The sequence below is a fragment of the Winogradskyella sp. 266wxhm genome, from assembly GCF_058964685.1.
Window position 1 is genome coordinate 3,870,186 of the sequence record NZ_CM179559.1, and the last position, 25,996, is coordinate 3,896,181.

Annotated in this window: 24 protein-coding genes; 4 read left to right on the top strand and 20 right to left on the bottom strand. The window is 32.1% G+C overall.

Translation table 11 applies throughout. The annotated features are described in order from the left end of the window. Positions 1-42: 42 nt before the first annotated feature. The 7 genes from AC2H4K_RS17480 to AC2H4K_RS17510 form a co-directional block, all read right to left on the bottom strand. The gene (locus tag AC2H4K_RS17480; protein ID WP_493742652.1) at positions 43-507 is read right to left on the bottom strand and encodes an SRPBCC family protein; all 465 of its coding nucleotides are present in this window, start codon (positions 505-507) and stop codon (positions 43-45) included. A 126-nt stretch (positions 508-633) separates the two neighbouring features. Next, on the bottom strand, positions 634-1,728 hold the full coding sequence (gene ychF, locus AC2H4K_RS17485) for a redox-regulated ATPase YchF (RefSeq protein ID WP_281140982.1): 1,095 nt from the start codon (positions 1,726-1,728) through the stop codon (positions 634-636). A 487-nt stretch (positions 1,729-2,215) separates the two neighbouring features. After that, positions 2,216-3,505 (bottom strand): APC family permease, encoded by a 1,290-nt coding sequence (locus AC2H4K_RS17490; RefSeq protein WP_158210464.1) that lies wholly within the window; start codon positions 3,503-3,505, stop codon positions 2,216-2,218. Between the two features lie 2 nt (positions 3,506-3,507). Then, positions 3,508-3,936 (bottom strand): DoxX family protein, encoded by a 429-nt coding sequence (locus AC2H4K_RS17495; RefSeq protein ID WP_168817718.1) that lies wholly within the window; start codon positions 3,934-3,936, stop codon positions 3,508-3,510. 2 nt (positions 3,937-3,938) lie between these two features. Then, complete coding sequence (locus tag AC2H4K_RS17500; RefSeq protein WP_286406365.1) at positions 3,939-4,415, bottom strand: hypothetical protein; 477 nt, start codon at positions 4,413-4,415, stop codon at positions 3,939-3,941. A 76-nt stretch (positions 4,416-4,491) separates the two neighbouring features. Beyond that, complete coding sequence (locus AC2H4K_RS17505) at positions 4,492-5,310, bottom strand: AraC family transcriptional regulator (protein WP_493742653.1); 819 nt, start codon at positions 5,308-5,310, stop codon at positions 4,492-4,494. A gap of 287 nt (positions 5,311-5,597) precedes the next feature. Continuing rightward, complete coding sequence (locus tag AC2H4K_RS17510; protein WP_281140985.1) at positions 5,598-6,485, bottom strand: SDR family oxidoreductase; 888 nt, start codon at positions 6,483-6,485, stop codon at positions 5,598-5,600. 146 nt (positions 6,486-6,631) lie between these two features. Between AC2H4K_RS17510 and AC2H4K_RS17515 the strand changes: the two genes are divergently transcribed. Then, positions 6,632-6,997 carry a winged helix-turn-helix transcriptional regulator gene (locus AC2H4K_RS17515; RefSeq protein ID WP_281140986.1) on the top strand — a complete coding sequence of 122 codons (366 nt, stop codon included), beginning with the start codon at positions 6,632-6,634 and terminating at the stop codon, positions 6,995-6,997. Positions 6,998-7,000: 3 nt separating this feature from the next. Here AC2H4K_RS17515 and AC2H4K_RS17520 read toward each other — a convergent pair whose 3' ends face one another. From AC2H4K_RS17520 to AC2H4K_RS17530, 3 genes are all read right to left on the bottom strand, one after another. Then, positions 7,001-8,542 (bottom strand): pectinesterase family protein, encoded by a 1,542-nt coding sequence (locus AC2H4K_RS17520; RefSeq protein ID WP_493742654.1) that lies wholly within the window; start codon positions 8,540-8,542, stop codon positions 7,001-7,003. A 107-nt stretch (positions 8,543-8,649) separates the two neighbouring features. Further along, positions 8,650-8,883, bottom strand: coding sequence for a hypothetical protein (locus AC2H4K_RS17525; RefSeq protein ID WP_281140988.1), 234 nt, complete (start codon positions 8,881-8,883; stop codon positions 8,650-8,652). A 10-nt stretch (positions 8,884-8,893) separates the two neighbouring features. After that, entirely contained in the window at positions 8,894-9,388 is a 495-nt protein-coding gene (locus tag AC2H4K_RS17530; RefSeq protein ID WP_281140989.1) for a DinB family protein, read from the bottom strand. A gap of 270 nt (positions 9,389-9,658) precedes the next feature. Between AC2H4K_RS17530 and AC2H4K_RS17535 the strand changes: the two genes are divergently transcribed. Then, positions 9,659-10,615, top strand: coding sequence for a helix-turn-helix transcriptional regulator (locus tag AC2H4K_RS17535; RefSeq protein ID WP_281141071.1), 957 nt, complete (start codon positions 9,659-9,661; stop codon positions 10,613-10,615). A gap of 100 nt (positions 10,616-10,715) precedes the next feature. Here AC2H4K_RS17535 and AC2H4K_RS17540 read toward each other — a convergent pair whose 3' ends face one another. The 5 genes from AC2H4K_RS17540 to AC2H4K_RS17560 all read right to left on the bottom strand — a co-directional run bounded on the left by AC2H4K_RS17540 (position 10,716) and on the right by AC2H4K_RS17560 (position 14,667). Next, on the bottom strand, positions 10,716-11,147 hold the full coding sequence (locus AC2H4K_RS17540; RefSeq protein ID WP_281140990.1) for a hypothetical protein: 432 nt from the start codon (positions 11,145-11,147) through the stop codon (positions 10,716-10,718). Between the two features lie 102 nt (positions 11,148-11,249). After that, the gene (locus AC2H4K_RS17545; RefSeq protein ID WP_281140991.1) at positions 11,250-11,894 is read right to left on the bottom strand and encodes a porin family protein; all 645 of its coding nucleotides are present in this window, start codon (positions 11,892-11,894) and stop codon (positions 11,250-11,252) included. 149 nt (positions 11,895-12,043) lie between these two features. Continuing rightward, the gene (locus AC2H4K_RS17550) at positions 12,044-12,784 is read right to left on the bottom strand and encodes a sulfite exporter TauE/SafE family protein (RefSeq protein ID WP_281140992.1); all 741 of its coding nucleotides are present in this window, start codon (positions 12,782-12,784) and stop codon (positions 12,044-12,046) included. A gap of 264 nt (positions 12,785-13,048) precedes the next feature. Continuing rightward, complete coding sequence (locus AC2H4K_RS17555) at positions 13,049-13,699, bottom strand: DUF2306 domain-containing protein (RefSeq protein ID WP_281140993.1); 651 nt, start codon at positions 13,697-13,699, stop codon at positions 13,049-13,051. Beyond that, positions 13,699-14,667: a YARHG domain-containing protein gene (locus AC2H4K_RS17560; RefSeq protein WP_281140994.1), complete on the bottom strand. Its 969-nt coding sequence runs from the start codon at positions 14,665-14,667 to the stop codon at positions 13,699-13,701. The genes AC2H4K_RS17555 and AC2H4K_RS17560 overlap by 1 nt, the downstream gene beginning before the upstream one ends. Positions 14,668-14,910: 243 nt before the next feature. On the opposite strand from AC2H4K_RS17560, the gene AC2H4K_RS17565 reads away from it, so the two are divergent. After that, entirely contained in the window at positions 14,911-16,041 is a 1,131-nt protein-coding gene (locus AC2H4K_RS17565) for a carboxypeptidase-like regulatory domain-containing protein (RefSeq protein ID WP_281140995.1), read from the top strand. Positions 16,042-16,187: 146 nt separating this feature from the next. Here AC2H4K_RS17565 and AC2H4K_RS17570 read toward each other — a convergent pair whose 3' ends face one another. Beyond that, positions 16,188-17,057 (bottom strand): formate/nitrite transporter family protein, encoded by an 870-nt coding sequence (locus AC2H4K_RS17570; RefSeq protein WP_281140996.1) that lies wholly within the window; start codon positions 17,055-17,057, stop codon positions 16,188-16,190. A 462-nt stretch (positions 17,058-17,519) separates the two neighbouring features. Here AC2H4K_RS17570 and AC2H4K_RS17575 point away from each other — a divergent pair, with 462 nt between their 5' ends. Further along, on the top strand, positions 17,520-19,523 hold the full coding sequence (locus AC2H4K_RS17575) for a BCCT family transporter (RefSeq protein ID WP_281140997.1): 2,004 nt from the start codon (positions 17,520-17,522) through the stop codon (positions 19,521-19,523). A gap of 143 nt (positions 19,524-19,666) precedes the next feature. On the opposite strand, the gene AC2H4K_RS17580 is transcribed toward AC2H4K_RS17575, so the two are convergent. The 4 genes from AC2H4K_RS17580 to AC2H4K_RS17595 all read right to left on the bottom strand — a co-directional run bounded on the left by AC2H4K_RS17580 (position 19,667) and on the right by AC2H4K_RS17595 (position 25,948). Further along, entirely contained in the window at positions 19,667-20,512 is an 846-nt protein-coding gene (locus tag AC2H4K_RS17580) for an alpha/beta hydrolase (protein ID WP_281140998.1), read from the bottom strand. A gap of 154 nt (positions 20,513-20,666) precedes the next feature. Beyond that, on the bottom strand, positions 20,667-21,407 hold the full coding sequence (locus tag AC2H4K_RS17585) for a DUF6090 family protein (protein WP_281140999.1): 741 nt from the start codon (positions 21,405-21,407) through the stop codon (positions 20,667-20,669). A gap of 171 nt (positions 21,408-21,578) precedes the next feature. Then, positions 21,579-22,364: a DUF6090 family protein gene (locus AC2H4K_RS17590; protein ID WP_281141000.1), complete on the bottom strand. Its 786-nt coding sequence runs from the start codon at positions 22,362-22,364 to the stop codon at positions 21,579-21,581. A gap of 476 nt (positions 22,365-22,840) precedes the next feature. Continuing rightward, positions 22,841-25,948 carry an NACHT domain-containing protein gene (locus AC2H4K_RS17595; protein WP_493742655.1) on the bottom strand — a complete coding sequence of 1,036 codons (3,108 nt, stop codon included), beginning with the start codon at positions 25,946-25,948 and terminating at the stop codon, positions 22,841-22,843. Between the last annotated feature and the right edge of the window lie 48 nt (positions 25,949-25,996).

Genomic DNA, 25,996 nt, shown 5'->3' on the forward strand with positions numbered 1-25,996 from the left:
TAACAATAAAGTACCGCTATTGTTGAGAACCTATAACAGATTTCATCGTTTTGATAATTCCTCAGCTTTTTGCTTAAAAATTTCGTTTCTATCAATTAGAATACGCTTAATATGTCTTTTTAAAATTAGGTTATCTATAAGTTTACCTAGAATTCCATATTTAGAAGTAAAGTGAAGTTCATTTATCATTATGGTTTTACCTTCTTGTTCTTCTTTAAAAATATGTGCATGCCTGTAAGATTTAAAACTACCATCAGTCATTTCGTTCACATATAAAAAAGGTTTTTCAAAACCTGTGACAGTTATTGTAAGGTGTTGTACAAAGCCAAGATGATTGGTTTCCCAAGTTACAAAATCCCCTTCCTCCATAAAACCAGATGTTTTTCCACTAACAGGAATTTCATTTCGGTTTTTTAAGGATTCAGCATAAAAACGAATATCTCTTGCCAAATCAAAACAAACCTCAATATTGGCATTAATTACGGTTTCTACTATAATTTGAGGCATAATCTATCTTTATGTATAAGACACTTCACTTAAGAAGCTGTCACATAATTTTCTTTGATTTTTTCAGCCCAAACAAGACGTTAACTGATAATCAAGACGTTAAAAACCGAATAAATGATAAAAAATTTACACGTTGAATAAGAAATGCATCACATCTCCATCCTTAACAATGTAATTTTTACCTTCAACACGCATTTTACCTGCTTCTTTTACTTTATTCTCACTTCCATATTGCACGTAATCGTCGTATGCAATAACCTCTGCTCTAATAAAGCCTTTTTCAAAATCGGTATGAATAACTCCAGCAGCTTGTGGCGCAGTAGCACCAACAGTTACCGTCCAAGCTCTTACTTCTTTTACACCAGCAGTAAAGTAAGTCTGCTGTTTTAGTAATTTGTATGCGGCACGAATTAATTTTGCCGAACCAGGTTCGTCTAAACCTATGTCTGCCAAAAACATTTGGCGCTCTTCATAATCATCTAGCTCATTGATATCTGCTTCTGTACCAACTGCCAAAACTAATACTTCAGCATTTTCGTCTTTTACAGCTTCTCTTACTTTTTCAACATAATCATTACCTGTTGTAGCAGCACCTTCATCTACATTACAAACATACATTACAGGCTTATCGGTAATGAATTGTGCAGGCTTTACGTAATCTTCATAATCGTCTTCAGAAAACTCTAATGCTCTGACCGATTTCCCCGATTCTAAACCTTCTTTTATTTTTAAAAGTACTGCTTCTTCAGCTTGTGCTTCTTTATTACCTGTTTTTGCAGCACGCTTTACCTTATCTAGCTTTTTCTCTGTAGTCTCTAGATCTTTAAGCTGAAGCTCCATATCAATGGTTTCCTTGTCTCTTAGAGGATTTACAGAACCATCAACATGAACAATATTATCATTATCAAAACAACGTAAGACGTGTAGAATAGCATCTGTTTCTCTGATGTTTGCCAAGAATTGATTTCCTAAACCTTCACCTTTACTCGCTCCTTTTACCAAACCTGCAATATCCACAATCTCTACGGTTGCTGGCATAACGCGCTCTGGCTTTACCAATTCCTCTAATTTTGATAATCTTGGATCTGGTACGTTTACCACACCAATATTAGGTTCTATGGTACAGAATGGAAAGTTTGCACTTTGCGCTTTGGCATTAGACAAACAGTTAAATAAAGTTGATTTTCCTACGTTTGGTAATCCTACAATTCCAGCTTTCATAATATTTCCTGCGAAGGCAGGAATCTTTTTAGTTAAACATCATACCCAACTTTTGTGTCCTCTTTTTTGGGATTAAAGATGGATTCTTTTTACGCGCTGCAAATGTAGTTAATTACATTGGTATTTTTTAAATGATTTTTGAGGTTTGTAAAAACTGGATTATTAGCTTTTATAAAATTATTTTGATCGTTACGCTTATCGGTCAAGTATAAGCGTAGTGCGGGTTTTCGGAGCAATACACTGTCCGCCAACACGAACTTTGATAGATGGCAAAATACTAAATTTTAGCCACTTCGCCCGCATTACGCTTATACAATGTTGTAGGTAGTGCTTTCTTTTTCGTCCGTGCGTTGAGGAAGACACACTTATTGACAAGCTTAGGATTGTGCGGCTGATTCGAGCGGCTTGGCAATGTGTGTGGCTGTCGAGCGTTGGCTTTGATATTAATGTCAATAGACATAATCCGAGGCTTTATTTTAGACGTTTATTAATCTTTGTTTCGGGATTTCAACTTTAAAGCAATTGAATGCCAAATCAAACCAACACCTAATAATGCAAGACCACCAATCCAAAAAGTAGGTTCAATCCAAAAGGCGAGAAACAGACATCCAAATAAGCCAAAAGCGGGAATCCAACGAGGATATAAGCGTAAGTCCGCAGGCATTCTCAGAGCCGCTAGATTAGTAATAGCGTAATAAATCAATACTGTAAACGCACTGAATGACCAAGTAAAAACAACATCTCCGCTTAACACCAATACTCCAATTATACCTCCTGTCACCCAAACAGCTACAGCGGGACTTTGAGTTTTGTGATTTATTTTGGACAATTTAGCAGGCAGGTCTTTTCTCCGTGCCATACTAAGAATTACACGCGACAAACCAAGCAGTAAATTAAGCACTACTCCTAACATAGCAGTAATGGCAGCAATAGTGATTACAGAGCCAATAACAGGTACTGAAAGTGACTGAGCAACTAACATCAATGGCGCTGCTTTTCCCTCAACGCTTAGACCAAATGCTTCCGCTCCCATAACATTTATCGCTGTAAGTGAAACGGCAAGGTAGAGTATTACAATAATTACCATTGCAAGAATAATGGCTTTGGGAATTGTAGTACGTGGTTCGGAGACCTCTTCCCCGAGTGTTGCAATTCGCCCATATCCGGTATATGCGACAAACATTAAAGCTGACCCATAGAGAATTGATGTAATAGAGGTGTCTTTTACAGAGTCAACAATTGGTTGAACAGGAAAGCCCTTAACAAAGAAACTGACAATTACGAGTGCAGCAAGTCCTAATAAGGTTGCAGAAACAATAATTATATTGGCCTGATTGCTTCGCCTAATACCACCGGAAACAAGTAATGTCATCACAAAAAGTAACAAAAGTCCGGCTCCTACAATGCCCACATTGTCAGCGTTTACACCAAAAGCATAAAATAGGTAGCCTACACACCCTAATACTGCGGTTGCAGCAGACGCTGATTTTGCTATCAAAAACATCCATCCTGCAGCAAATCCAAAATAAGAGTTTAGAAAGCGGTTTCCATACTCATATGTGCCTCCACTCACCGAATGTGCAGCAGCAAGCTGTGCACTACTTAAACCATTGAAAGCTGCAAGTACAGCAGCGATTACCACTGCGATAATAATGCCACTACCTGCTATCTGGGTAGCAATGGCTATACTTACAAAAATGCCTGTCCCTACGATTGAACCCAAACCCATTAAAATGGCTCCTGGTGTTTTTAGTTCTCGTTTTAGTTCGTTTTCCATTTTTAATTATTTTTTTGAAATGTCGAGTCAAGCGACCATTTTCCACCACCTTTAATTATCAAAAACAGACTTCCTAAAAGCATTGCCCAATCGGTGCGGCTACCGTGCATCATTACCCAAAATCCGTCATTGACTAAAATTTCTGATTTTGTAGTAGCAATGGCAACCAACATTATTACGAGTGTTGGAACACTTGCCAATCTTGTCAGCAAGCCAAGTAAAATCAACGCACCACAAACAATCTCAAACGTGCCGACAAAAGCACCGAGAAATTCCGGTGACGGAAGTCCGATTTTTTCAAATCGACCCGCACCACGAATAGCAGGAAATAAGAATTTTTGAATGCCTTCCGAAAGGAAAACCGCACCGACCATTAAGCGAATAATGATGGTGGTTTTTGAATAGTCTGAACTAATTATTTTTTGAAACATACTTATTTGCGAATTGGTGATTGTCTGTAAAGAGGTTTCTTTACTGTAAAATGCGGTACTTTTTCCGTTGCGTGGCAACTGATACAACTGTTGGTCAGCATTTGGAAATTTTTGTTGAATACGACTGTATCTCTTTTTTCAAGTGCCTTTTCCATTTCTGGAAGTGCTACGGTTAAGAAATGTTCTGCGGATTTTGCACGTTTAGGTCTTCGTTCCAAGCCGTTTTCAATCGCTTTTCGGATTTTTTCAATTTGATAGTCGGCATATTCCCAATTTTCGTCTTGTCCTGCCCAATACAGTTCCTGATAGCGGTAGCCTGTTTCTACCATTGCCATATCAAAACCCCTAAATTGGTTTTCAATGCTTTTTAATTTTTCCTGTTCCGTTCCTTTTATCCATTTGCCTTGTACATTTTGCTCTTGATTGTTTCCACAAGACCAAAGCAGAAGCAAAGCGATAATTGATACTGACCATTTCATATTTCGTGGTTTTTAATGTCGTAAAACTATACAACACTTAACCAATAATATGGTCTATTTGAAAAATGTGTGGTATTTAGTTGTTGTCGCTTCTAAAGCCCACTGGAGTTTGGTCAACGTGTCGTTTGAAGTATTTTGAAAAATGGGAATTGTCCTTGAAATCAAGTTTGTGAGCAATTTCGCTTACGGTAATGTCTGTGTAAAGCAAAAGCCTTTTTACTTCATTGATGATGTGTTCTGAAAGTATCTCGGCAGAGGATTGTCCTGTTTCTTTTCTGCAAATTGCATTTAGGTTTTGTGGTGTAGTGTTCAACAATTTGGCATAATGGCTTACTTTGTTTGTTAGTTCATCTTCTTTGCTCAAAAGGTCAATGAATTTTTGAAAGATTGTGCTGTTGCCGTTTTTAGAAATATTTGGCGTTGCTGATTCAAGAAATTTTGCCAAAAGTGCTTTTAACAGTCCGTCTATTATCGGTTGATTTGTTTTTTTCTTTTGTTGATATTCATTTAGTAAAATATTGAAAATGTCAATAGCAGTATTGTCTTTGGGAAAAAGACAGGTTTGTGCACTCAATTCTGAAATCAGGCGTTTGATGTCCTTGTCCAAACAGTTATCAATAAAGGATTTTTTGATGATAAGTACAAAGCCTTGGGGTTCTGTTTTGATGTCCCAAAAATGAACCTGCTCTTTCCGGATAGTGAAAATTACAGGAGGTTTTATTTTATATTCTTTGGTGTCAATGGTGTGGGAACCTTTTCCTTTGGTCAGGTAAATTATTTCAAAATAACTGTTGTGTTTGTGTGGAGATGTTTTTCTGATATGCTGTCTGAACGGAGCAATTTTTAGTCCTTCGGTCTGTCTGGTTTTGTCTTTTATTTCGAGTTCTGTTTTCATTTATTGTATTGTCCGTCCGTGCGGTGGCAAAATTAGGCTCTTTTGGTTTTTTCAGCGTTGGCTTTGTGTGTTGGCAAAAACCAAATGTGCCTAATGTGCGGCTGGTTTTTTGCATTACCTACAACGTTAAGATATAGTTCCGTTTCAATGAACTATATCGATTGATAAGCGAAGTTAGCCTTTTTAAACCTCATTATCAATACGTAAAGTTACGTATTAATCAAAACAAAAAAATCCCAAGCCATAGACTTGGGATTTCCTATCAACACAATTTAACTATGATGCATTTATGCATAGGTTTCTTTTAAAAAGTCTGCAATGGACTGTGTTGGTCGTCCTAATACCGTTTCTAAATCGTTGGTATTATGGTTAAATTCCCCATTAGCAATACCAAGGCTAAACATTACCACCATATCTATAATCTCTTGAGGTAAGCCTACTGCTGCCAATTGCTTTCTAAACTCACCTTCTTCTGGTGATATATAAGGAATGGTTTCACCAACCACTGCAGATAATTTTTCTGCAACGTCCTTAAAGCCTACTTGCTCACTACCGTTAAACTCTAAAATCACATTTTTATAAGCTTCTGGTTTAGCCAAAATAATAGCCTCTGCCTCAGCAAAATCCTTTCTTGGCACAAAAGATACGACTCCGTCTTCTGTTGGTAAATAAATAGATTTGGTTTGTAGTACTTGGGCTTTGTCACCAATAAACATATTAATGACCTCAGCATACAAGTTGTGTCTTAATATGGTGTAGTTTAATCCTGAAGCTAAGATTAAATCCTCGGTTTGTTTGTGTGAGTCTACCACTGGAAATAATGGTGCAGCTTCGCTTTCATCATTTCTAACCGTACTTGTGTATAAGATATGTTCTACACCAGCTTGTTCTGCTGCTTTAACAACATTTTTATGCTGTGGCAAACGTTTGCCTATATCACTACCAGACACAAAATACAAAAGGTCTATACCTTTAAATGCTTCTGTAAGGCTCTCAAAATTATCGTAGTCTCCTACTCTAACATCTATGCCTTCAGACTTATAGCTTTTAACGATATCACTATCTGTATTACGCACTAAAACAGCGATTTGATCTGTGCTTACTTTTTCTTTTAAAAAACGTACTGTACTACTTCCTAAATGTCCTGTAGCACCTGTTATCAATATTTTTTTCATTATTATAAATTTATAGTTTAACTTTACAAAAGTTTATTACTTACTTTTAGTGAGTCAAAGGTAAAAAGTAATTAAAGACTAAACAAGAACTGTAAAGAAAGTGAGACACTTACTTTTTGGTAACTACTATTGAAAATGAGATTGTTATGACTGAAAATAATTTAGAAAAATATTTAGATGCTGATAATTGCCCAGTGCGAAATGTGCTGGATAGAATTGGAGACAAATGGTCTGTATTGATTATTCTACTTCTGGAAGACGCTAAAACACTACGTTTTAATGAGATTCATAAATATATTGGTACTATTTCCCAAAAAATGCTCACGGTGACTTTAAAAAAGTTAGAAGCCGACGATTTGGTAAAACGTACCATATATCCGCAAGTACCACCAAAAGTTGAGTACAACCTTACCGAACGTGGACAAAGCCTAGTGCCTTATATTCAAAATTTAGTGCAATGGGCCAATACTAATCTTGAAGGGATTAAACAATCGCGAAGCAGAGTACAATAGATCCTATTCTGGTTTCCAACCTCCAAGCACAAATGTAGGATCAGTGTATTGTTGAATAAGCAAACTGTCGTTTTCTTTTGTTAACTGACGAGAAATAGGATGCCTCTCGCTTATGTTTATTGGTTCTCCAGAAGTTTTATCTGTAGAATTATATTCCCAATAATGAATGCTATGTGTGTTTTCACCACGTACAGCCCAACCTTTTGGATCAATACCATCTAAAGTACAGTTAAGCAACACAGCTTCGCAATATGGATATCCTTCTCCTCTATTATCTGTGGTACGTGCTAAAACGGCTTTATTTTTTCCTGTGTTTGTAAAACTACAGTTTAGAAATACGTTACCATGATTCTCGGCTGTGTTTCTAATCCACATGAATGGTCCAGGCGATAAAAACTCACAGTTTTTAAAGAATGCTGGACCTCTGCCTAAAATCATATCTCCACCTCCATCTATTTTTACATCTTCAAAATATGCTGGTCCGTTGGTTTGCAAAGCATCTCCATCACCAACTATAGTGACGTTTTTTACTAACACCTGATCTCCGTTAATCAGTAAGCCTTCCGCCTGTCCTTTTAATAATGTTTTTACAGTGAGGTTTTTCAGCTGAATGTTACTACAATTATCTATCGCAAACGCAGCACGTCTCGATGGAAACGTTCCTGGTTTTTCATTGGTCTTTAAATTTCTTGGATGCGGATTGAAAACTTCATTATTAGCATATTGTACAATAGTGCTTGCTCTGCTTTCACCTTCAATAATGATGTTCGATTTATTCCTGAAATAAATCAACTCTTCATACACTCCATTTTTAATTGAAATATGAATGGTATCTTGGTGATGCTCTGGTATAAAATCTAACGCACCTTGTAAAGTGTTAAAGTCACCTTCTCCTCTATCATCCACAACTAATTTCTTTTTAGAAAGTTCTGGTTTATCTTTTTTTGTCTGGAATTGCCATGAGTTTTTATTGTAAATGCCTTTGAAATTTCCATCTGGTGTTGACAACACTGTACTGTCCATTAGAACATAGTACTGCTTATTATAATGAAGCAAATTATGATGTGGATAAATGATTGCTGTACTGTCGTGAACTATAATAGGATAAAAGTGAAATGCATCAGAAAACCCACCAATAATAGTTAATTGGTAATCGTCTGAAGTAGGCAAAGCTCCACCTGAAGGTGTGCCTGGTTTTGTATTGGCATTGGTAGAAACAGGAGTATTATAATTGTATGGTTCTTTAATATAATCGGCATAAGGCTTCTTTTTATATTCGGTTGGTCCTGGTGGAATACTAAGATCTAAAACATCTACTAACGAATCATTAGAGGCGTCAAATATTTTGATTTTTCCTTTGTTGCCGATATTTGGCTGACTTTTAAAAGTAATTTTAAGATGTGTGTCTGGCGAAATTCCCATCTCATTTGCCTCTGGATAAAATACCAAATCTGTACTTTCATCCTTTGTTTCACAAGATACAAGAAGGGTTATTGTTAGGATATAGATGAACTTTATTATTAAAGCGGATGGCTTAGTTTTCATATAATAGCTATTGTTTCTTTTAGTTTTTCATAAAAGTAACAAACTAAATTTTAAAACAGCTTCAAATAAAAAATCCTGAGCGTTAACTCAGGACTTATTTTCATCTACTAATGAAGTTCCTCACAATAAAAACCGTGCATTCCCAACAAGCCCAAAACTGATTCGGCTGTAATGGTGTTACTCTCAACTCGAAGTATGTTATCACAGTCTTCCAAATCAAAATTCCAACGGTCATTTTTAGCCACTAACTTATTAAGTAATGGATTCAGCTTTTGTACTTCATCAGTGTTGTAAATTGAAGTTTTAAATACCAATACAGTTTTTAATAATGTCTCCTTCATAATTACTGTTTTAGTCTCTCATATAAAATAAAGGCGGCTCAATACCCAAAGAACGTAAGTACACATAACCTTGTGCTCTATGGTGAATTTCGTTATCTATAAAATATGAGATCTGTGAATACACCGTACCTTCGTATTGTCCAAATAGCGTAATGTTTTCTTGAAACTGCTCTGGTTTTAATTTTGCCCAAAGCGTGTTGATAGCTTCCGTAGCATCGTCCCAAAGTTTTAAGAAATACTCCTTATTTTTTTTGTGCTTAAACTCTTCGTCAAAAGATTCTGGTTTATCTCCTGTAATTTCTCTTAAACCTGGTTCCGCAATAGCTAAAAGCTCCATAACCATTTTATAAAAAGGACGCATACCTCCTATACTATGATTAAAAAAAGCATCTTCTGGAAAAGCTTCTATAGTACGACGCGTAACACGTCTATGACCTTGCCAATGTTCTAAAAGTTCTGCTGGACTAACAACCTGTGGTTGCGTTTGTTTTGCTGTGGTTTCCATAATAATTTCTGTTTTAATAATTAATGATACAGCAAATGTAAAAGCAGCTTGTGACAGCAGTATGTCAGTAGTATTTTAATTATTTTTATTCTGCTTTTATGTTGTTATGACGTTCCTAAACTTCCTGACAAACCCTTGTCACTATGCCAACCTAAATTTGATCCATCAACCAATAGCATTTAAAAACATAGTGCTATGACGAAACTAAAAGACCTTAATAAAATTCAGATTCATCTTAAAGATTATCTTTGGGATATATGTTGTGCCATTATGAGTATAGATACCGTAAAACGATTCGATCGTATTGTTGCCATACTAGTAAAACTACAATCTAAACGCATTGTTAAAGCTCAAGAGTTAGCAGATAAGTTTGATGTGAGCCTTAGAACCATTTACAGAGATGTAAGAACCTTAGAAGCAGCAGGCATCCCAATTGTTAGTGAGGCTGGTATTGGTTATTCTATAATGGAAGGCTACCGATTACCTCCCGTAATGTTTACCAAAGAAGAAGCTAGTAGTTTTGTAGCTGCTGAAAAGCTTATGCAGAAGTATGTAGATAAATCTTTAGGTAATTATCATGAGTCTGCCATGCTTAAGATAAAATCGGTTTTAAGAGGCAGTGAAAAGGATTGGATTACAGCATTAGAATCTCAGATAACGGTAAGTCCATCGCAACAATTATTTAATAAGAATCTACCTGATGCATTAGAAATTATTTTTGAAAGCATTACCGAACACAAGCAGTTTTTCTTAAAATATCATTCGTTAAATAGCGAAACACCTTCTGAGCGCTTTATAGAACCTGTAGGTTTATTTCATGAAAATAATGCTTGGTATCTTTTAGGATATTGTCTTTATCGGAATGATTACAGACAATTTAGAACCGACCGAATGCTGAACATAAAACGAACCGAAATACCTTTTACCAAAATCCACGGAAATCTTGAAGACCACTTAGCAAAAACAAAAGCACACGAAAAAACCAAAGTGGTTATTAGAGTTGACAAAACTGTAGCGCGCTATATCAGTAGTAGTAAAAAACAAAATGGATTTATCTCTGAACGTATAGTTGGTAACCAAATAGAAATGACGTTTATGTCGTCTCACTTAGAGGACGGTTTTGCCAGATGGTATATTATGTTTGCTGACTATGCCGAAATCGTAGAACCCGAAAGTCTAAAGACACGCCTTAAGGAGATTATGAAAAAAGCTACGGAACGGCTTTAGGTGGTTTTTGGTTTATTGCGCTTATGGTTTGTGTATAGTGTCGTTGTGTGAAAACCCACTAGGATTTTCGTGTTAAGAAACTAAATTAGCAAATCGTTTTTTATTCAAATTCATCACTATTCATTAGTTTTTCAATTTTCCATTGAGAAACTTTACGAATTCTTTTAATTCTGTCCGACAATTCTGAATTGTATTCACAGCGGTTTCTTTCAAATCCAATCCAATCAGGAAAATATTTTTTAGCTAATTCAAAAGTTCGTTTCTCAATCCTTTTCGAGTTCTTCTTTTTGATTACAAAGTTCTTATCAACAATCAAATTCGTTCTATAATTAAGAGCGTATCTTAATGCATTTTCCAATTCTGGATCACATTTTTCAATTCCTTCATCATTCCAAACAATAGCATCAGCTAAAACGTGATAATTCATTTTTGGTTTTTCAGAAACAGATTGAGTAGGAAGACTGTTTTTGTATTTTCTAAAAACTCTTCTCATTAATAATTCCTGTGTAATCCATTCTGCTATTTTGTGCATTAATTATATTATTTTCTAAGGCTAAAATATAGTTCCTTTTCAATGAAATATATCGATTGATAATTAAATAAATTCAGGTTAATGACTAAAAAACAACAGCTATCATATGCCTAAATTCCAGCCTATAATTAGTTTGATCGTATTTGTTTTTACCGTTCCATCTAAATGGTTTGGAACACCACCAATATCAATAACTCCAAAATCATCTCTAATTTCAACAACTAGGTCATTGCTTTCATTTAATGCAATATTTGTTCCTACACCAAATGATAACCCCAAATCAATTTTTTTCTGTTCCGTTATTTCATCATTACTATCATTGGGATAGTTAGAATCAAGTTTGTTATTTAATAAATAATTGAAAAATGGACCACCATTTATAAAGAATTTTGATTTTCCAAATTCATATTTCAATAATAGTGGGACATTTATATATTCATAAATCTCACTAAAACTTTCATCTCCTACTTCTTCTGCATCATAGTTGAAGTATGTCAGTTCTCGTTCCCTATTTTTTCTTTCATAATTAATATTTGCTTTTATTGATAAATCTTCCTTCAGGTAATAATCGAAAGAGACACCTAACAGATAGCCTATTTTAAATTTTCTATTCTTTGCATATTCATACCCTCTGTGATCTGGATAATTTAATCCAGCATTAACTCCTATTTTAAATTTATTTTGGGCTCCTATAGTAACTGAAAACAAAAATCCAATTACAATTAAAAATAATTTACGTTTATACATACATTTTTTATAATTAAAGAAATATTAAATAAACAAGATATAAGTAGTACTATACAACACATCTCTTTATCAACAAATTTAAACTTTGTAGATTCACTTTCAATACGTAAAGTCACGTATTTTAATCTAGTCTTGTAATAAAACAGATATTATTCCGTATAATCCATAAAAATCTTAACCAAAGTAGTAATGCCTATAAAGAGAATAAAAAACAAGGATAACTTTCTAAACTTAGATTGTGGGATATAAACCAATATCTTTTTCCCTATAAATGACCCTACCAAACCTATAATTAATAAAAAAGGGACATACTTTAAATCGTGTTTATGTATATAGCCATTATTGTAATACACAAACGTCCGAGAAAAGTCTATCATAAAATCAATAAAAGCTGAAGTGGCTATAAATGCACTTTTTTCTAAATTAAAAGCAGCCATGGTAAGACCTCTAATTGCACCACCTGTTCCTAATAAACCAGCCGAAAAACCTGATAAAGATCCACCTACAATAGCATTCTTGTTTTTTGGCTGAACAATGACGTTACTTTTTATCAAAAAGAATAGGCTTAAAACCACCAAAAAAACACCCAAGAAGATTTCTAAAAAATAGGTGTTTAGATATTTTGAAACAATACCACCTAAAATGACAAATATTACCGAAGGTAAACCTATGTATAACAACAGTCTTTTGTCTAAGCCTTTCTTAAATAAGAAGATTTTACTCAAATTGCTAGACAAATGAAAAATTGCTGTTAAGCCTAATACTGAATAAAAATCGAAATAAAAGTTGCCAATAGGCACAAAAAATACTGAAGAACCAAAACCACCTATTGTACCTATAATTTCAGCTACTAATGCCAAAAGCAAAAATATATAGCTAATATCTTTCATGGTATTTAGTTTTAGTAGATAAACAGCCTTATTAGGTCATATTAAATGTATGAAATAATTAAGTGTAAAACCATTTTTGAGGCTTAATTTATTAGTGAAGTCTTAAAGTTTTTCGCAAATAATATCCAATATTTTAAATGTAGACTTTTACATGTTGCGCTTATCTTTGTGTATAATTGGCTAAATGTTTGAGCAACTAATTTAGAAAATAAAAAACGAATAGAAAATCCGCAAGGATTTTCGTAAGTAGGCCATAACTTGCAATTAATTATACATGTTTTTGTGTGTAGTTTTTCGTATAATAATTTCTGCTATCCCTAGGTTTATTGTCCAGCCTAAAACAGAAACAATTTTATAAGTGTCCATTGGTGGTAATTCAAAAACCGATACAATTCCATATTTAAATAGTCTTAAACTTATTGCAGATAAAGTTAAAGCATAACTTCTAATCATAAAGTTTCTATGTTTTTTAAAACTTCTTTTTTTTATGCTTGTATATGCACTTAATGTAAATACAAACCATAGGATTGAAAGGGTTAAAAAGGATATTTGAGAAATTAAACCTCCGTTTGCGTGATATGACATTATTAATCCAGATGGTGAAGCAACTAATAAAATCAAAAGAATATATACTTTTCCACTAATTTTATGAATAGAAGAGAATCGATTTCTTATTGTTTTAGAAAACTGGGTTAAGCCTAAAGATATAATAATTATGCTTGAATATACGTGACTAAAAAACGCTAATTTATAATAAGCTAATTTAATTTCCTCTTGTTTTAAATTGAGAAAAGCTATTTTGTAATTTATTGGAATGTATTGTATTGTTATTAATACTAATAGATATATGAAATAAACTAAAGAGCCATATAAAATAGCTTTAAGGAAAAAAAAGCGATTTAATTTTAATTTCATTATCCTCTCCCAAAATAATCATAATATTCAATTGCATTCTTTTCATAACGCAAGAGAAGTTTAATATTTTCTTTTTCAATTTCGGTGAATTCTGACTTAACATCTGTATGAACAGGAATATACCAACTTTGAGCATCAAAGAATACTCTTAGTGGTCTATTTTTAAATGAATATCCGTGTCTTGTGTAAATTGTATTTCTTATTATTGTTAAGTCTCCTTTTTTTAAATTTTCGACATCATTTTTTTTCAATAAAGTATTTGACGCATTAATAGTATAAATTAATTTGGTAGCAGTGGCAAATTCTTTTGTTATCCATTCTTCAAATTCTCCTTCTTCATATTCTTCAAGAGTTTTTTCTTCAGTAAAATTATTCCAATCAACATACTCTTTTACTTGCTCTAGCATTATATCTGGATTATATGCAAAAACTTTTTTTATCAGCTCGTATTTTCGATTCTTGATATCAATATTTTTATAAGCAGTCCATTTACCAATTAATTTATTTTCTGTAATTGTAAATTTAAATTCCCCATCATATTTATCATCTCCTGGTTCTTTTACGTGGAACACCCCATTTAGTAATTGCCCTGCGAAGGGTCTGTTGTTACCAGCAACAACACTATGCCCAATTATTAAACTGTCAGTGATTTTATCTATTGATATATTTATTTTATTCTCCCTATTCCAATAAAAACCTTCGTCAGCATAAATAGCTTTTTCAGTATAACTATCTTTTGTGTCTTCTTTGAAATATCCAATCCAAGAGCCTAAAATCTTCTCATTATTAGAATTAGCTTTGACCTTGTTTTCAGGTATGTAATTTGTTTTTTTTTCTTCTATTATTGTATTCTGTTCAATAATTTCAGTTCCATTCTCAATTTTAATTTTTGACTCTGAATCTTTAATTTTTGAATTACAACTAATAATTAAGAACGCAATAACAAGAATAGATATATAATTTTTCATTTTTCAGAATTAATATTTTCAATTACGACAACGTTAAGATATAGTTCCAATTCAATGAATTATATCGATTGATAGGCGAAGTTAGTTTTTTCTAAGCATAGTTTCAAGACTTAAAGTCACGTATTTTCTTACTAAAAAGAACATTTACAACACAATAGTAGGAGAAATGCGTTTTAAATTGTTATATATTTATAACATAAGAAGTTAAATTTAACAGCTTAATAATCAATTTAATCAACTATTATGAAAAAATCAATCGTACTTATTCTTTCTTTAGTTTTAGTATTTGCCTGTTCTAAAGACAAATCAGAAAATATTGAAGGAGACTTTTCTATCTCTGGAAAATTTGTAACTCCAAACAGTAACGATGCCATATCTAAGGCATCGGTTAAGCTATACAGCAATAGTACTATTGTAAAAGAAACAGATACAGATAGTGAAGGTAATTTCACCCTGTCTGGTATTGAATCTGGCGAATACGAATTAACTATTGCTAAAGGACTTTTTACAACTACACAAAACGTAATATTAGATGAAACTAATGATGTTTTTGACATCACTTTAGATAATATTGAATTTACAAGTTTTCCTAATATTGCCGTAGTAACAGGCTCTTACGATCATATTGAAGATGTATTATACAATATAGGTTTAGTAAACCCTATAACACAAGAACCTTTATTTGACATCATAGATGGTAGTGGACCTTTTGATAGACCAATTGGAGATGCCCATAATAGTAGACATCAATCTTTAATGGGTAGAAACTTTAACCCTCAATTAGAACCAAATGTAGATTTTGATTTTGGTGATCTTATTGATTCTCCAACCTTATTGAGTAATTATGATATCATTTTCTTAAACTGCGGACTAGATAATAGTAAATTGGCTTCTAGTAATAATCTTACACAATATGTCGCTGATGGCGGTTTATTATATGCTACAGACTGGGCTTATGAATATCTTAATGATATTACTGCTGACGGTAATCAGTACCTGAGCTTCTATAATCCTTACAAAAGCGGAGAGTCACTAAGCACTGAAGCCGAAGTCTTTAATACGGATTTGCTAGATTGGTTAACACTAAATTATAATATTACCATAGAAAATAACACAGTAACTATTGATGAATTTTTACCTAGCTGGCAAGTTGTTGATAGTTATGATGAAACTACAGTTTTGCCTTGGTTAAATGGACCAATAACTTATAACGGCATAACCGAAAACAAGTATTTAGCATACACATTCCTTCATGGAAATGGTGGTGTGCTTTACTCCTCTTTCCACACTGAAAATGAAACTTCTGATGCCACAACTGTAGAACGTGTAATGCAATATCTTACTTTTGAACTCTCAGATTTAAAGAACGAATAAGAAGTAAAATCTTTCTATAATTAAAAAAGCCCTGAGAAGTCCTTGGGGCTTTTTTGATAATTCTTGTTTTCTCATAAAATATCAAAGGGGAAATTGAGTATTCAGAAATACCTCTTTAAATTCACGAAATTAAGATCATACATAATCTAATCTGAATATAAATCTACATTGGTAACAAAAGCTCTATATTTAAAAAGTGCAACGAACACAACTCCTCCTATAGCATTTCCTATTAATGCTAGCACTTGAAATGTTAAGTAGTCCACAAAACCTATATCTGCACTAGTGATCATTCCTGAAAATACTTCTATACTTCCTATAATACTATGATGTAGTCCTGTAAATGACATCGTAGCGGTAATCATAAAAATAATTACAAAACGGGTAATAGTATCCCTAGATGAGGTTACTAGCCAAGACAACAATCCCATTAACCATCCTGCCAAAATTGCACTTACCAAAATAACTAATGGAGAAAAACTAATCACATGATTAGCAACAATAGATACAGTATCGTACTCAAATAAACCCAGTTTAGGACAAATCCATAAAAAAACTAAAGAAATGATATAGCCACCGATTAAATTACCTGCTATAACTATTCCCCATAATCCCAACAAACTTTTAACCGAACGTTTTTTATTAAAAACTGGTAGAGATAACAAGGAAGTCTGTTCTGTAAACAATACTGACTGACCAAATACCACTAAGATAAAACCTAAAGGATAAGCCAGACTGATAAGCTTAAACAATGCATCATTAGAAAAATCATTACTAAAAAAACTAAAAATAGTACCCATCAACAAATAACTAAACCCTATTTCCATACCAGCAGTAAACGAAGAAATGAATACGCTTCGTCTATGAGCATCAAAAGTTTCCATACCTTCAATAAGCTGTTCGCGTAAAATTTCTCCGTGAGACTTAGCTACATCAGCCGAATCAGAAACAGATTGCTTAATTTCCTGATCTATTGTTTTTTGAGCTGAATCGGCTGGAGGTGTCTGTTCTTTCATAATTTTTCAAACACAAAATTACTCAAATACATTGCTGTATACAACTTGTACTACACTTTTGAAGACATAATAAGAATATTTATATTCTACTGATATTATCGAAATAATTATGGGTTATTTATTAAGTGTCAGATTGTACTAGAAACCAAAACCGTAGCTTTATACAATCATTTTAGTTGGTATCTAGTTAATGTTGGTTACTTCAATTCCTTTATTTTTGTTAAATTTGCAACCATAGGCTATTATTAAAATAGTAGATTCTTTAATTGGATATGAAAAAGAATCTTAGCTATATCCATTACATGTTGTACCAACATTTTTTCTATCCAAAAATCCTTGTTTTACTATAATTAGAGTTATTAGCAGAACTTGGATTCACTATTTAAAAGTGCTAATTCTTCAAGACAACTTACGTTGTGGTTTTAGAAAACCTAATCATTAAAATACGAAATGAAAAATAAAATGAAAATCAGAGTCACACTCAGTAAAGGTGTTACTGTGCCTAGTCTTATTTTTATTGTAATCATTTGTTTACTCTCGGCAATTTATCCAAAACTTACCGAGAACTTACTCAATACAGTTAAGGATTTTATTTTCATCAACCTGAACTACGTCTATGTATGGTCAGTGACTATTTTCATACTCTTCCTTTTTTATCTTATGTTCAGTAAATTTGGAAATATTAGGTTGGGCAGAAACAACAGTAAACCCGATTACTCTTTCTTTTCATGGATTTCTATGCTTTTTGCAGCAGGTATGGGTATTGGGCTGATGTACTTTAGTGTAGCCGAACCTATGCAACATTATTCTAATGAAGTTTTTTCTGCAAATACTACTGTTCAGAAAGCTAAAGACGCTCAACTCTTTACCTTTTTTCATTGGGGCATACATGCTTGGGCTATTTATGGTATTGTTGGTTTAGCCTTATCTTATTTCGCTTATCGTTACCGATTACCATTATCACTACGAAGTTGTTTTTACCCTTTGTTAAAAGATAAAATCAAAGGAAAATGGGGAAATATTATAGATGTGTTTGCGCTTTGCAGTACATTTTTTGGTATTACAACAACCTTAGGGTTTGGAGTTGTTCAGATTAACTCAGGATTAGAAACACTCAACGTCGTTCCTGGAAGTAGTTTTACTTACCAAGTAATTATTGTTGTAGTGCTAATTTCACTTTCCATAATTTCTGCTGTAAGTGGTGTAGATAAAGGAGTAAGAATTTTGAGTAGTATCAACATCATTAGCGTTATTGTACTTTTGCTATTCGTTTTATTTTTAGGCCCAACTGTTTATCTTATTGGTAGCTTTACCGAAGGTATTGGGAATTATATCAACAATTTTTTCACCCTAACTTTCAACACCCATGTTCATGAAGAAAACATGCAACCTTGGTTTTATGATTGGACAATCTTATACTGGGCATGGTGGATTTCATGGTCGCCTTACGTAGGACTCTTCATTGCGAAAATATCTAAAGGAAGAACCATAAGAGAATTCATAGCTGCTGTTCTCATTCTACCTACAGTATTCAATTTTATTTGGATGACAGTCTTCGGGAACAGTGCCATATGGTTTGATATGAATGTTGCTGATGGAGCATTAAGCCTTCTGGCTTCAAACCCTGATGCGCTAATGTTTCGCTTTCTAGAATACTTACCCTTAACCAAGATTACTAGTTTTTTAACCATAGCTATCATTATTATTTTCTTTGTTACTTCTGCCGACTCTGGCATGTTTGTAATGAACAGCATTGCCACAAAAAATGCTCGTATCTCTCCTAAATGGCAAACTGTGGGTTGGGGAATTTTACTTGCTTGTTTGGCTTTAATGTTATTAAATGCAGGTGGATTAAACGCTCTTCAAAGTATGACCTTGATAACCGCATTGCCATTTTCAATTATTATGCTGCTTTTTATTGTGAGTTTGGTTAAGGCACTTTCTATCGACAAGAATTATTACGAACGTGATTTTTCGTTAACTACTGTACCTTGGTCTGGCCAGTCTTGGAAAGAGCGATTAGGTAGAATCAACTCCTTAAAGGATAAAAAAACAACAAACCAATACATCAATACCACTGCTAAGGAAGCGTTTATAGAGTTACAAAAGGAATTTGAAAAGAACGGAATAGATGCTAGAATTAATCAGTATAGCGATCCTCAAAAAGTTGAAATCGAGATAAAGTACGATATTGTAAATAATTTTATCTATGGTGTAAAGAACGAATCTAAAATAGTATCCGAATATCTATTGAACGAGGAAAATTTACAGGATATTGATGATAATCAGACCTTTTTTCCTAAGTCTTATTTTGGCGATGATCGTAAAGGATATAATGTACTACTCTTTACAAAGAACGAACTCATATCAGATGTTCTGAAACACTATGAGCGATTTATAGAAATCATTTCTGAAGAAAAAAATGAAATGTTTGTAAGCAGTAATACCAACAGAAAATTGAGGTGATCTAACTATTTAGAATAATAGTATAATTAGCTCATCTAAAAAATAAAAAACTAGTTACAGATCAGTTTATATTTCCAAACTTATCCTTTTATAGTATAAATCATATAAGTAAATTTAGGCTGTAAATCATTATAAACTGTGTTTTATTTCACTGACAATTCATTACTGATGATTTGAATAAATTTTTCATTCCATTTTTTATAATCGTGCCCACCATCAAACTCATTAATTTCAGATATTAAATTCAGTTCTTCATATTTTGTTTTCAAAAACTCAGCATCTTGTTTAAGAAAAAATGGTTCCTCACTTCCATATTCTAAGTACAGTTTAGGATAATCAACGTTGCTTTTCCAAGAGTTTGTTTGAATATCTCCACCAAATGTTGAAAAACAAAGGTAAGTCCCTATACTCTCTGGATGACTATTTAATAAATGTAGTCCAAAGCCAGCACCATTTGAAACTCCATAAAAATATCTATCTTCTTTAGTTAGTTTTTGGTTTAATTTACTTTCTACCGAGGATATCAATTCGTCGTTAAAGTATTGCATATGGTTTTTAAACCTGTTAGCAATTTTAGAATTATTATAACCTTCAGAATACTGATTTAGGTATTCAAAATATCTATATGCTAAATACATTTTATCTCCGTTTCCCAATGTACCACTACTGTCTGCAATTTTCTGGTTTGAATAGCTTTTAATTAAAATAGTTGGTTTAATGATGTTCCTTTCGATTAAGGAGTCTAATGTTTTTTGATAAAAACTATTCTTCTTTATTTCGTTACCATCCGTTGAGTATATAATGGGATATCTTTTTGTGCTATCAAAGTCTTTTGGCAAGTAAACGTTATGTTTACGGTATTCATTCAGAAAATTACTGTAGATTGAATCTGTGAAATATTTAGATTCTGAATTTGATGTAGATATTTTCGATTGACAAGAAACTATTAAAAATCCAACAATTGCAATTATTATTCTATTTTTTCTCATTGATTGTTTTTTTTTGTAATACCATAACGACCTAGAATTTATTTCATTGCGGAATCATCTGCTCAATTATTTCATCAATAGCAAAAGTTAGCAAGCTTGTTTTAAGCTTTCTTATAATCTAAGCTGCTGCGAATTAAAACATTTATATGAAATGTTATTTTTTTAGCTCAAATTCAATTTTTTTTACTTGAGATTTCATTTCCTTTATTGCATAATTGATGTTTTTATTGGCAACAGGTATATAACCGCCTGAAAGAACTAAAAATTCATTGAAGTCTTCACTATCATGTATTAACTCATAATTAACCTTATAGTTTACTTTTATACCATCTGAAGTATCAGGGATAACCTCTTTTTCAAAAATTTTAGAAACCAAATCATGCTTTTTATAAAGTTGTCTTCTTATAAATTCATTGACCCAAAATTCGACTGCTTTTAATTTTACCTCGTATAAATTTGTAATGCTGTTTCTGAGTTCAGAATTAGAAATTTTATCTAATCCCGTAGATTTTATAGACTCATATGGACTATAATTTATCACCATAGCTATACCACCTTCTCTTACCTTGGTAAAATGGTAAACTAGCGAATCGTGAGAGTATGTAGGTTCATTACGAATAGTTGTCAATTTAATTACGCTTCGTTTTAAATCTTCAAGAGCATTAAGCCCTCCCTCCATATTATATATATCTTTATCTAAAGCATCCTTAATCTCCCTGAGCATAGTCAACTCATAATTCCTATTTATTCTTTCTTGATTTTTATTATTGATTTGTAGCGCTATCAATATTCCAATAACTACAAGTATGATTTCACCAACAGCATAAATCAGATATTTACTGAATTTATTTTCAGAGAGGAGTTTCTGTCTTATTTTTCTAAAGAATTTTATCATTGGTAAAGGTTAGTTATACTAAAGAACAACTGCTTGGATATGATTTGTGTGGAATCGTCCAAAAGACCATTCCTTGCAAGAAACCAGCTTGGTTAAGTTTACATTTTATACAAATAAAACATAGATCACACTGAATAATAGACATTGTTGTGCTTTCGTTATTATTAAAATTCAATTCTCAAATTTCTTCAACTCTAGTCTTACATCATCTAAAATTTCAGAAATGCGCATGTTTATTCTTTCAGTGTACTGAAAGTTTAATTCTGCGTCTACACCTATCAGTGTGCTGACGTGGTACTTGGAGTTGGAATCATTTTTAAAGCCTTCAATGTCTGTTTTAAAATGCTCTAAATCTTTATTTGAAATTATTCTATTTTCTCTATTATAATTTTTCCACAAGTGCGCCATTATTTCTGCATCAAAATATTTGTATAAATGAGCATTATACTTCTCTTTATGCTTATGAGCTTCCGTAAATAAAAATGAATTGGCAGCCCTAATACTACTCTTGTAATTTGAAATTTTTGTTTTCAAATTTTCACTTTTAATAAGACTCAAATTTCCCGAAGAAATGATTTCATCATACGTTGGTGTGCTACTATTAAAGAGCAAGGCTTTACTATTATAGAACAAGAGGCTTACTAAAGAATCAGCTCGGAGGTTGTTCTTTCCTTCTAAAAATAGTCTTATTCTCATCCCATCCTGTACTTTTAAGTTAGTCAACCAAGCCTGTGTTTCAATATGGCTACTATCCTTTTCAAATTCCTTTTGCAATTGTTGTAATAGATAATATTCTTTCTTGGAGTTCTTTTTTCGTTCATTCCAAGTGTTGATTTGAAGGGCAATCAAAATGCCTATAACTACAAGTATAATTTCTCCAATTGCGTAAATCAGATACTTACTGAATTTATTTTCAGACAGAAGCTTTAGTCTAAATTTTCTAAAGAATTTTATCATTAGAGGTTAGTTTCTCTAAAGATATGATTTTTAATCTATTGAAATTCTGGAAATGGTAAAGCAATTCCGATTAGGACACGAGCACGCAGTGCAAACTATGCGATAGCAAATTTTCAGAAGTGAGCGAGTTTATCTTTGAGCATATCTATGCCAATACACAGGGATACCGTAGAGCTTTAGATAACGATTTACTGCCTTTTCTAAACAACCGTTAGGTCCCCTTCCTAACAGAAGAACAAATGATTTACGACAAAGGTGAAGATCTAAAACTAAAGCTCAAACGCATTATGAATTCTTATGTTATAGAATAAATAAAAAGCCTCTCATGGTCATTGAGCTTGCCAAAATGTGAGAGGTTTTTTTTAATGTGCTTATCGGTAACGTATAAGAATAGTAGCAAATTTTAAGTAATTACTTTTCAGTCTATAACTGACCTTTATTTTATTAATCATCTTTCGTTTAAGCACCAAAAATCTCTATTTTTTATATACATTGTTGACAATAGTTTTTATTTCATTTAAATATGTTTTTTTCATTTCAGGTGATTGAAATTTAACAAGCTCGTTTATTTTTCTGATTGAAATATCCTTTTTAGCATAAAAATAAGCAAATAGTTCAGTTGTAATCAATGTAACATTTCTAAAATATCTGAATTCAAATTTGCCCTTTTCATCATCAGGTATATTTGGAATTTTAATGTTTTTAAACATTACATTCTCTCTAATTTCTCTTCTTTTATTTGGCATTAAATTAAAAGGAATAAGTAAACCAGAAATAACTGCATTCCAACATCTACAACCTTCGATGAAGTTTATATTCTTGAAGCTAGTACTCCACATATAACTATGTGAAAAATCCACATCAACTAAAGTTATATGATTAAATTTCGTGTCACCTAATACACAACCACTGAAATCAATGTTTTTAAGGTAGCTAAATGAGAAATCTAGATGATTCAAAACGGCATATAAAGAAGTACGCTCGTCAATTTGACTCATATCAATTCCTTTAAATAAATTTCTACCCCATTCTGGAATATTGTTTTCATTTGTTCTTCTATTAGTAGATTGAATTATTAAATCAAATAACTTTTTTGGGTTTATTTCATACTCTTTATTAAATAACACAGGTTTGTTAATATTGCTTAAGTCATTACAAAGTTTATTTCCAACTAGTAAAGCTATCCATTTATCAAAATCAAGAGGTAATTCATAAATAGAGGTATTTTGGATTAACGTTAACTCATTGTCGTATAATGATGATTTTAAATCACTTTTTGTAAGCAAGTAAGTATTATTTGAGTTTATAATTTCCTTACACAAATAAAGTATCTTGTCTATCTTAGCTTTATTAAAAGCCCAATCTTCAATTAGTTCTATTGGATATTCTACTTCATCGGGTTTTATAGGGTATTTGTTAAACCACTCGTAGTATAAGCTATTACAGAATAGATTATTGTTTTTTTCTGTTGCCAGCGTAGCTAATAATGGAAATAATAGTTTTCTTTTTTCAACTGTTTCAGAAGCTTTTGTGTCGTTTGTCGAATCCTTTAATAAAATTAATAGGTCAATTAAAAATCTAATTGTTTGTTCAGTTGGAAAGCCCAGAAGAAGTTTTGCTCTGGCTTCTGCTATATTGAAATCTTTGTCTACCGAGTATTTAATAAATACTTTCAAGTAATACTCAGCCAATAGTATCTCGGCAAAGGATTGATGTTGAAAATGTAATTTATTATCATTTTCGCCAAAATATGAATGAGATAAAAATTCAATTTCTGTAACCTTTTTGTTTTTATAGCGTTCTAATATTTCATTGTCAGATTCGTGGCGGTTATCTCCGTCAAGAACTCGACATATATCAGCTTTTTTTAATGAACCTTGCTTACCTTGATGTCTTTCAAACATCCATAATGCTGATATTGAATGAAGCAAATTTCGATACTCAAATTCTTCACTTAAGTTTACGTGATAACTAGGATCGTTAATATGCTTTGCATCTTTCGAAAGAAGATTTAGAAATGATAAATAAACTCCTATTTTACCAACCTCAAGAAAATTTACATTATTTAAGATTAGTTGATAAATCATATAAGCAAAAATGGGTCTTCTTAATTCGCTTTTTGACAATGTTTTATTTTCAACTAATGCTTTGTAAATGTCGTATTCCCCATCTTCATAAACAGCTGTTAATATTTTATTTATAATTCCACTTGTTTTTGATATATCGATTCTTGGTGCATTTTTTATGGAGGAAATTAGCCAATCATTGAATTGTTTTTTTTTGAAACCATATATCGAAATAAATTGAGGAATTTCTCTTTTTGCTTTATTTAATCTGGTTTTGGGTTTATGACATTTTAAGTGTTGGTCCAATCCTTCGTCAAAAGGTCTTGTAGTGACTATAATTTTATTAGTCCTATATTTTTGTTTATCAATATTTTGTATTTGTTGAATAGAGTTAATAACTTTCTCAATACTCACTTTATTTAACTCGCCACTTTCATCTAATGAATCTATTAAAAACACATATTTCTTTTTGGCAAATTCATCTGATTTAATATCAATGGCATATTCAGTTAATAAATAATCTTCAATTACTCCAAGTCTTGTGTTGTGTGAATAATTATGAAAATTTCGCAGATTAAAATAGATTGGAAATTCACCCTCTCTAGTATTAATGTATTTTTTAGCTAATTCAGAAGCATAATGTTTTAGAAAAACCGATTTACCTTTACCAAAATCTGCCACTATAAATAAAATTTTGTCTAGGTTGTTTTCTGAATTGATTTTAAAATATTCTTCAATCAATTCTAATACTGGATTTAATTTTTTTTCTTTTTCATTTTCATCATCATTTTCCTCATATAAATTCTCATTCTCGCTTTCAAAACTTTTGAAAGTATTTACATCTTTCCATATGCCAAATGTTTCCTCATATTTAAGATTTTCATTAGAAGTAAATCCTATTACACCTAATTTGGACGTATCCCAAAGTAATCTAGTCTCGTTTTTTCCTAATGCATATTCAGAAATTAGTTTTAAATGCTCCTCATAACTTTTGCCGAAATTTTTTTCAACTTCAGAGCTGATATTTGAATTAAAATCTAAAAGAAATTTATTAATTACACTTGTATTAATACCAAGTTTTTTAAGAATACTTACATAATTGTTTTTTACAAAGTTTATAGATGGATGATATTCGGGTTGAAATATTAGTAGTATATTAGAAGAATGAAACGTTTTAATTTCTTTGTCGACTATTGATTCATAAATCAAAGAAAATTCATTGGCAGATAACAAGTTAGTTAAATCATCTTCAATTTTTTCAATTGAATTATTTGCTTGAATAAAGGCTGACTTAAGATATACTTTTTCTCCAAAATCTTTGAGCTTATTTTTCTCAAGTTTATCAAAGTATTTATCTATCAGTGTTTTACCAAACAACTTAATTATTATTCCAGCAGTACCAGTAGAATTCTCTAATACATCTTGAGCATTTTCTTCAAAATTATTCTTTGTCCAGTCAGCAACATTTTTGATGACATCTGGTAAATTATCAATTATTTTTGAGGTTATTTTATTCATTCAGTTCAAATTATTGCTAACGTCAAGACACAGTTTCATTTCAATGAA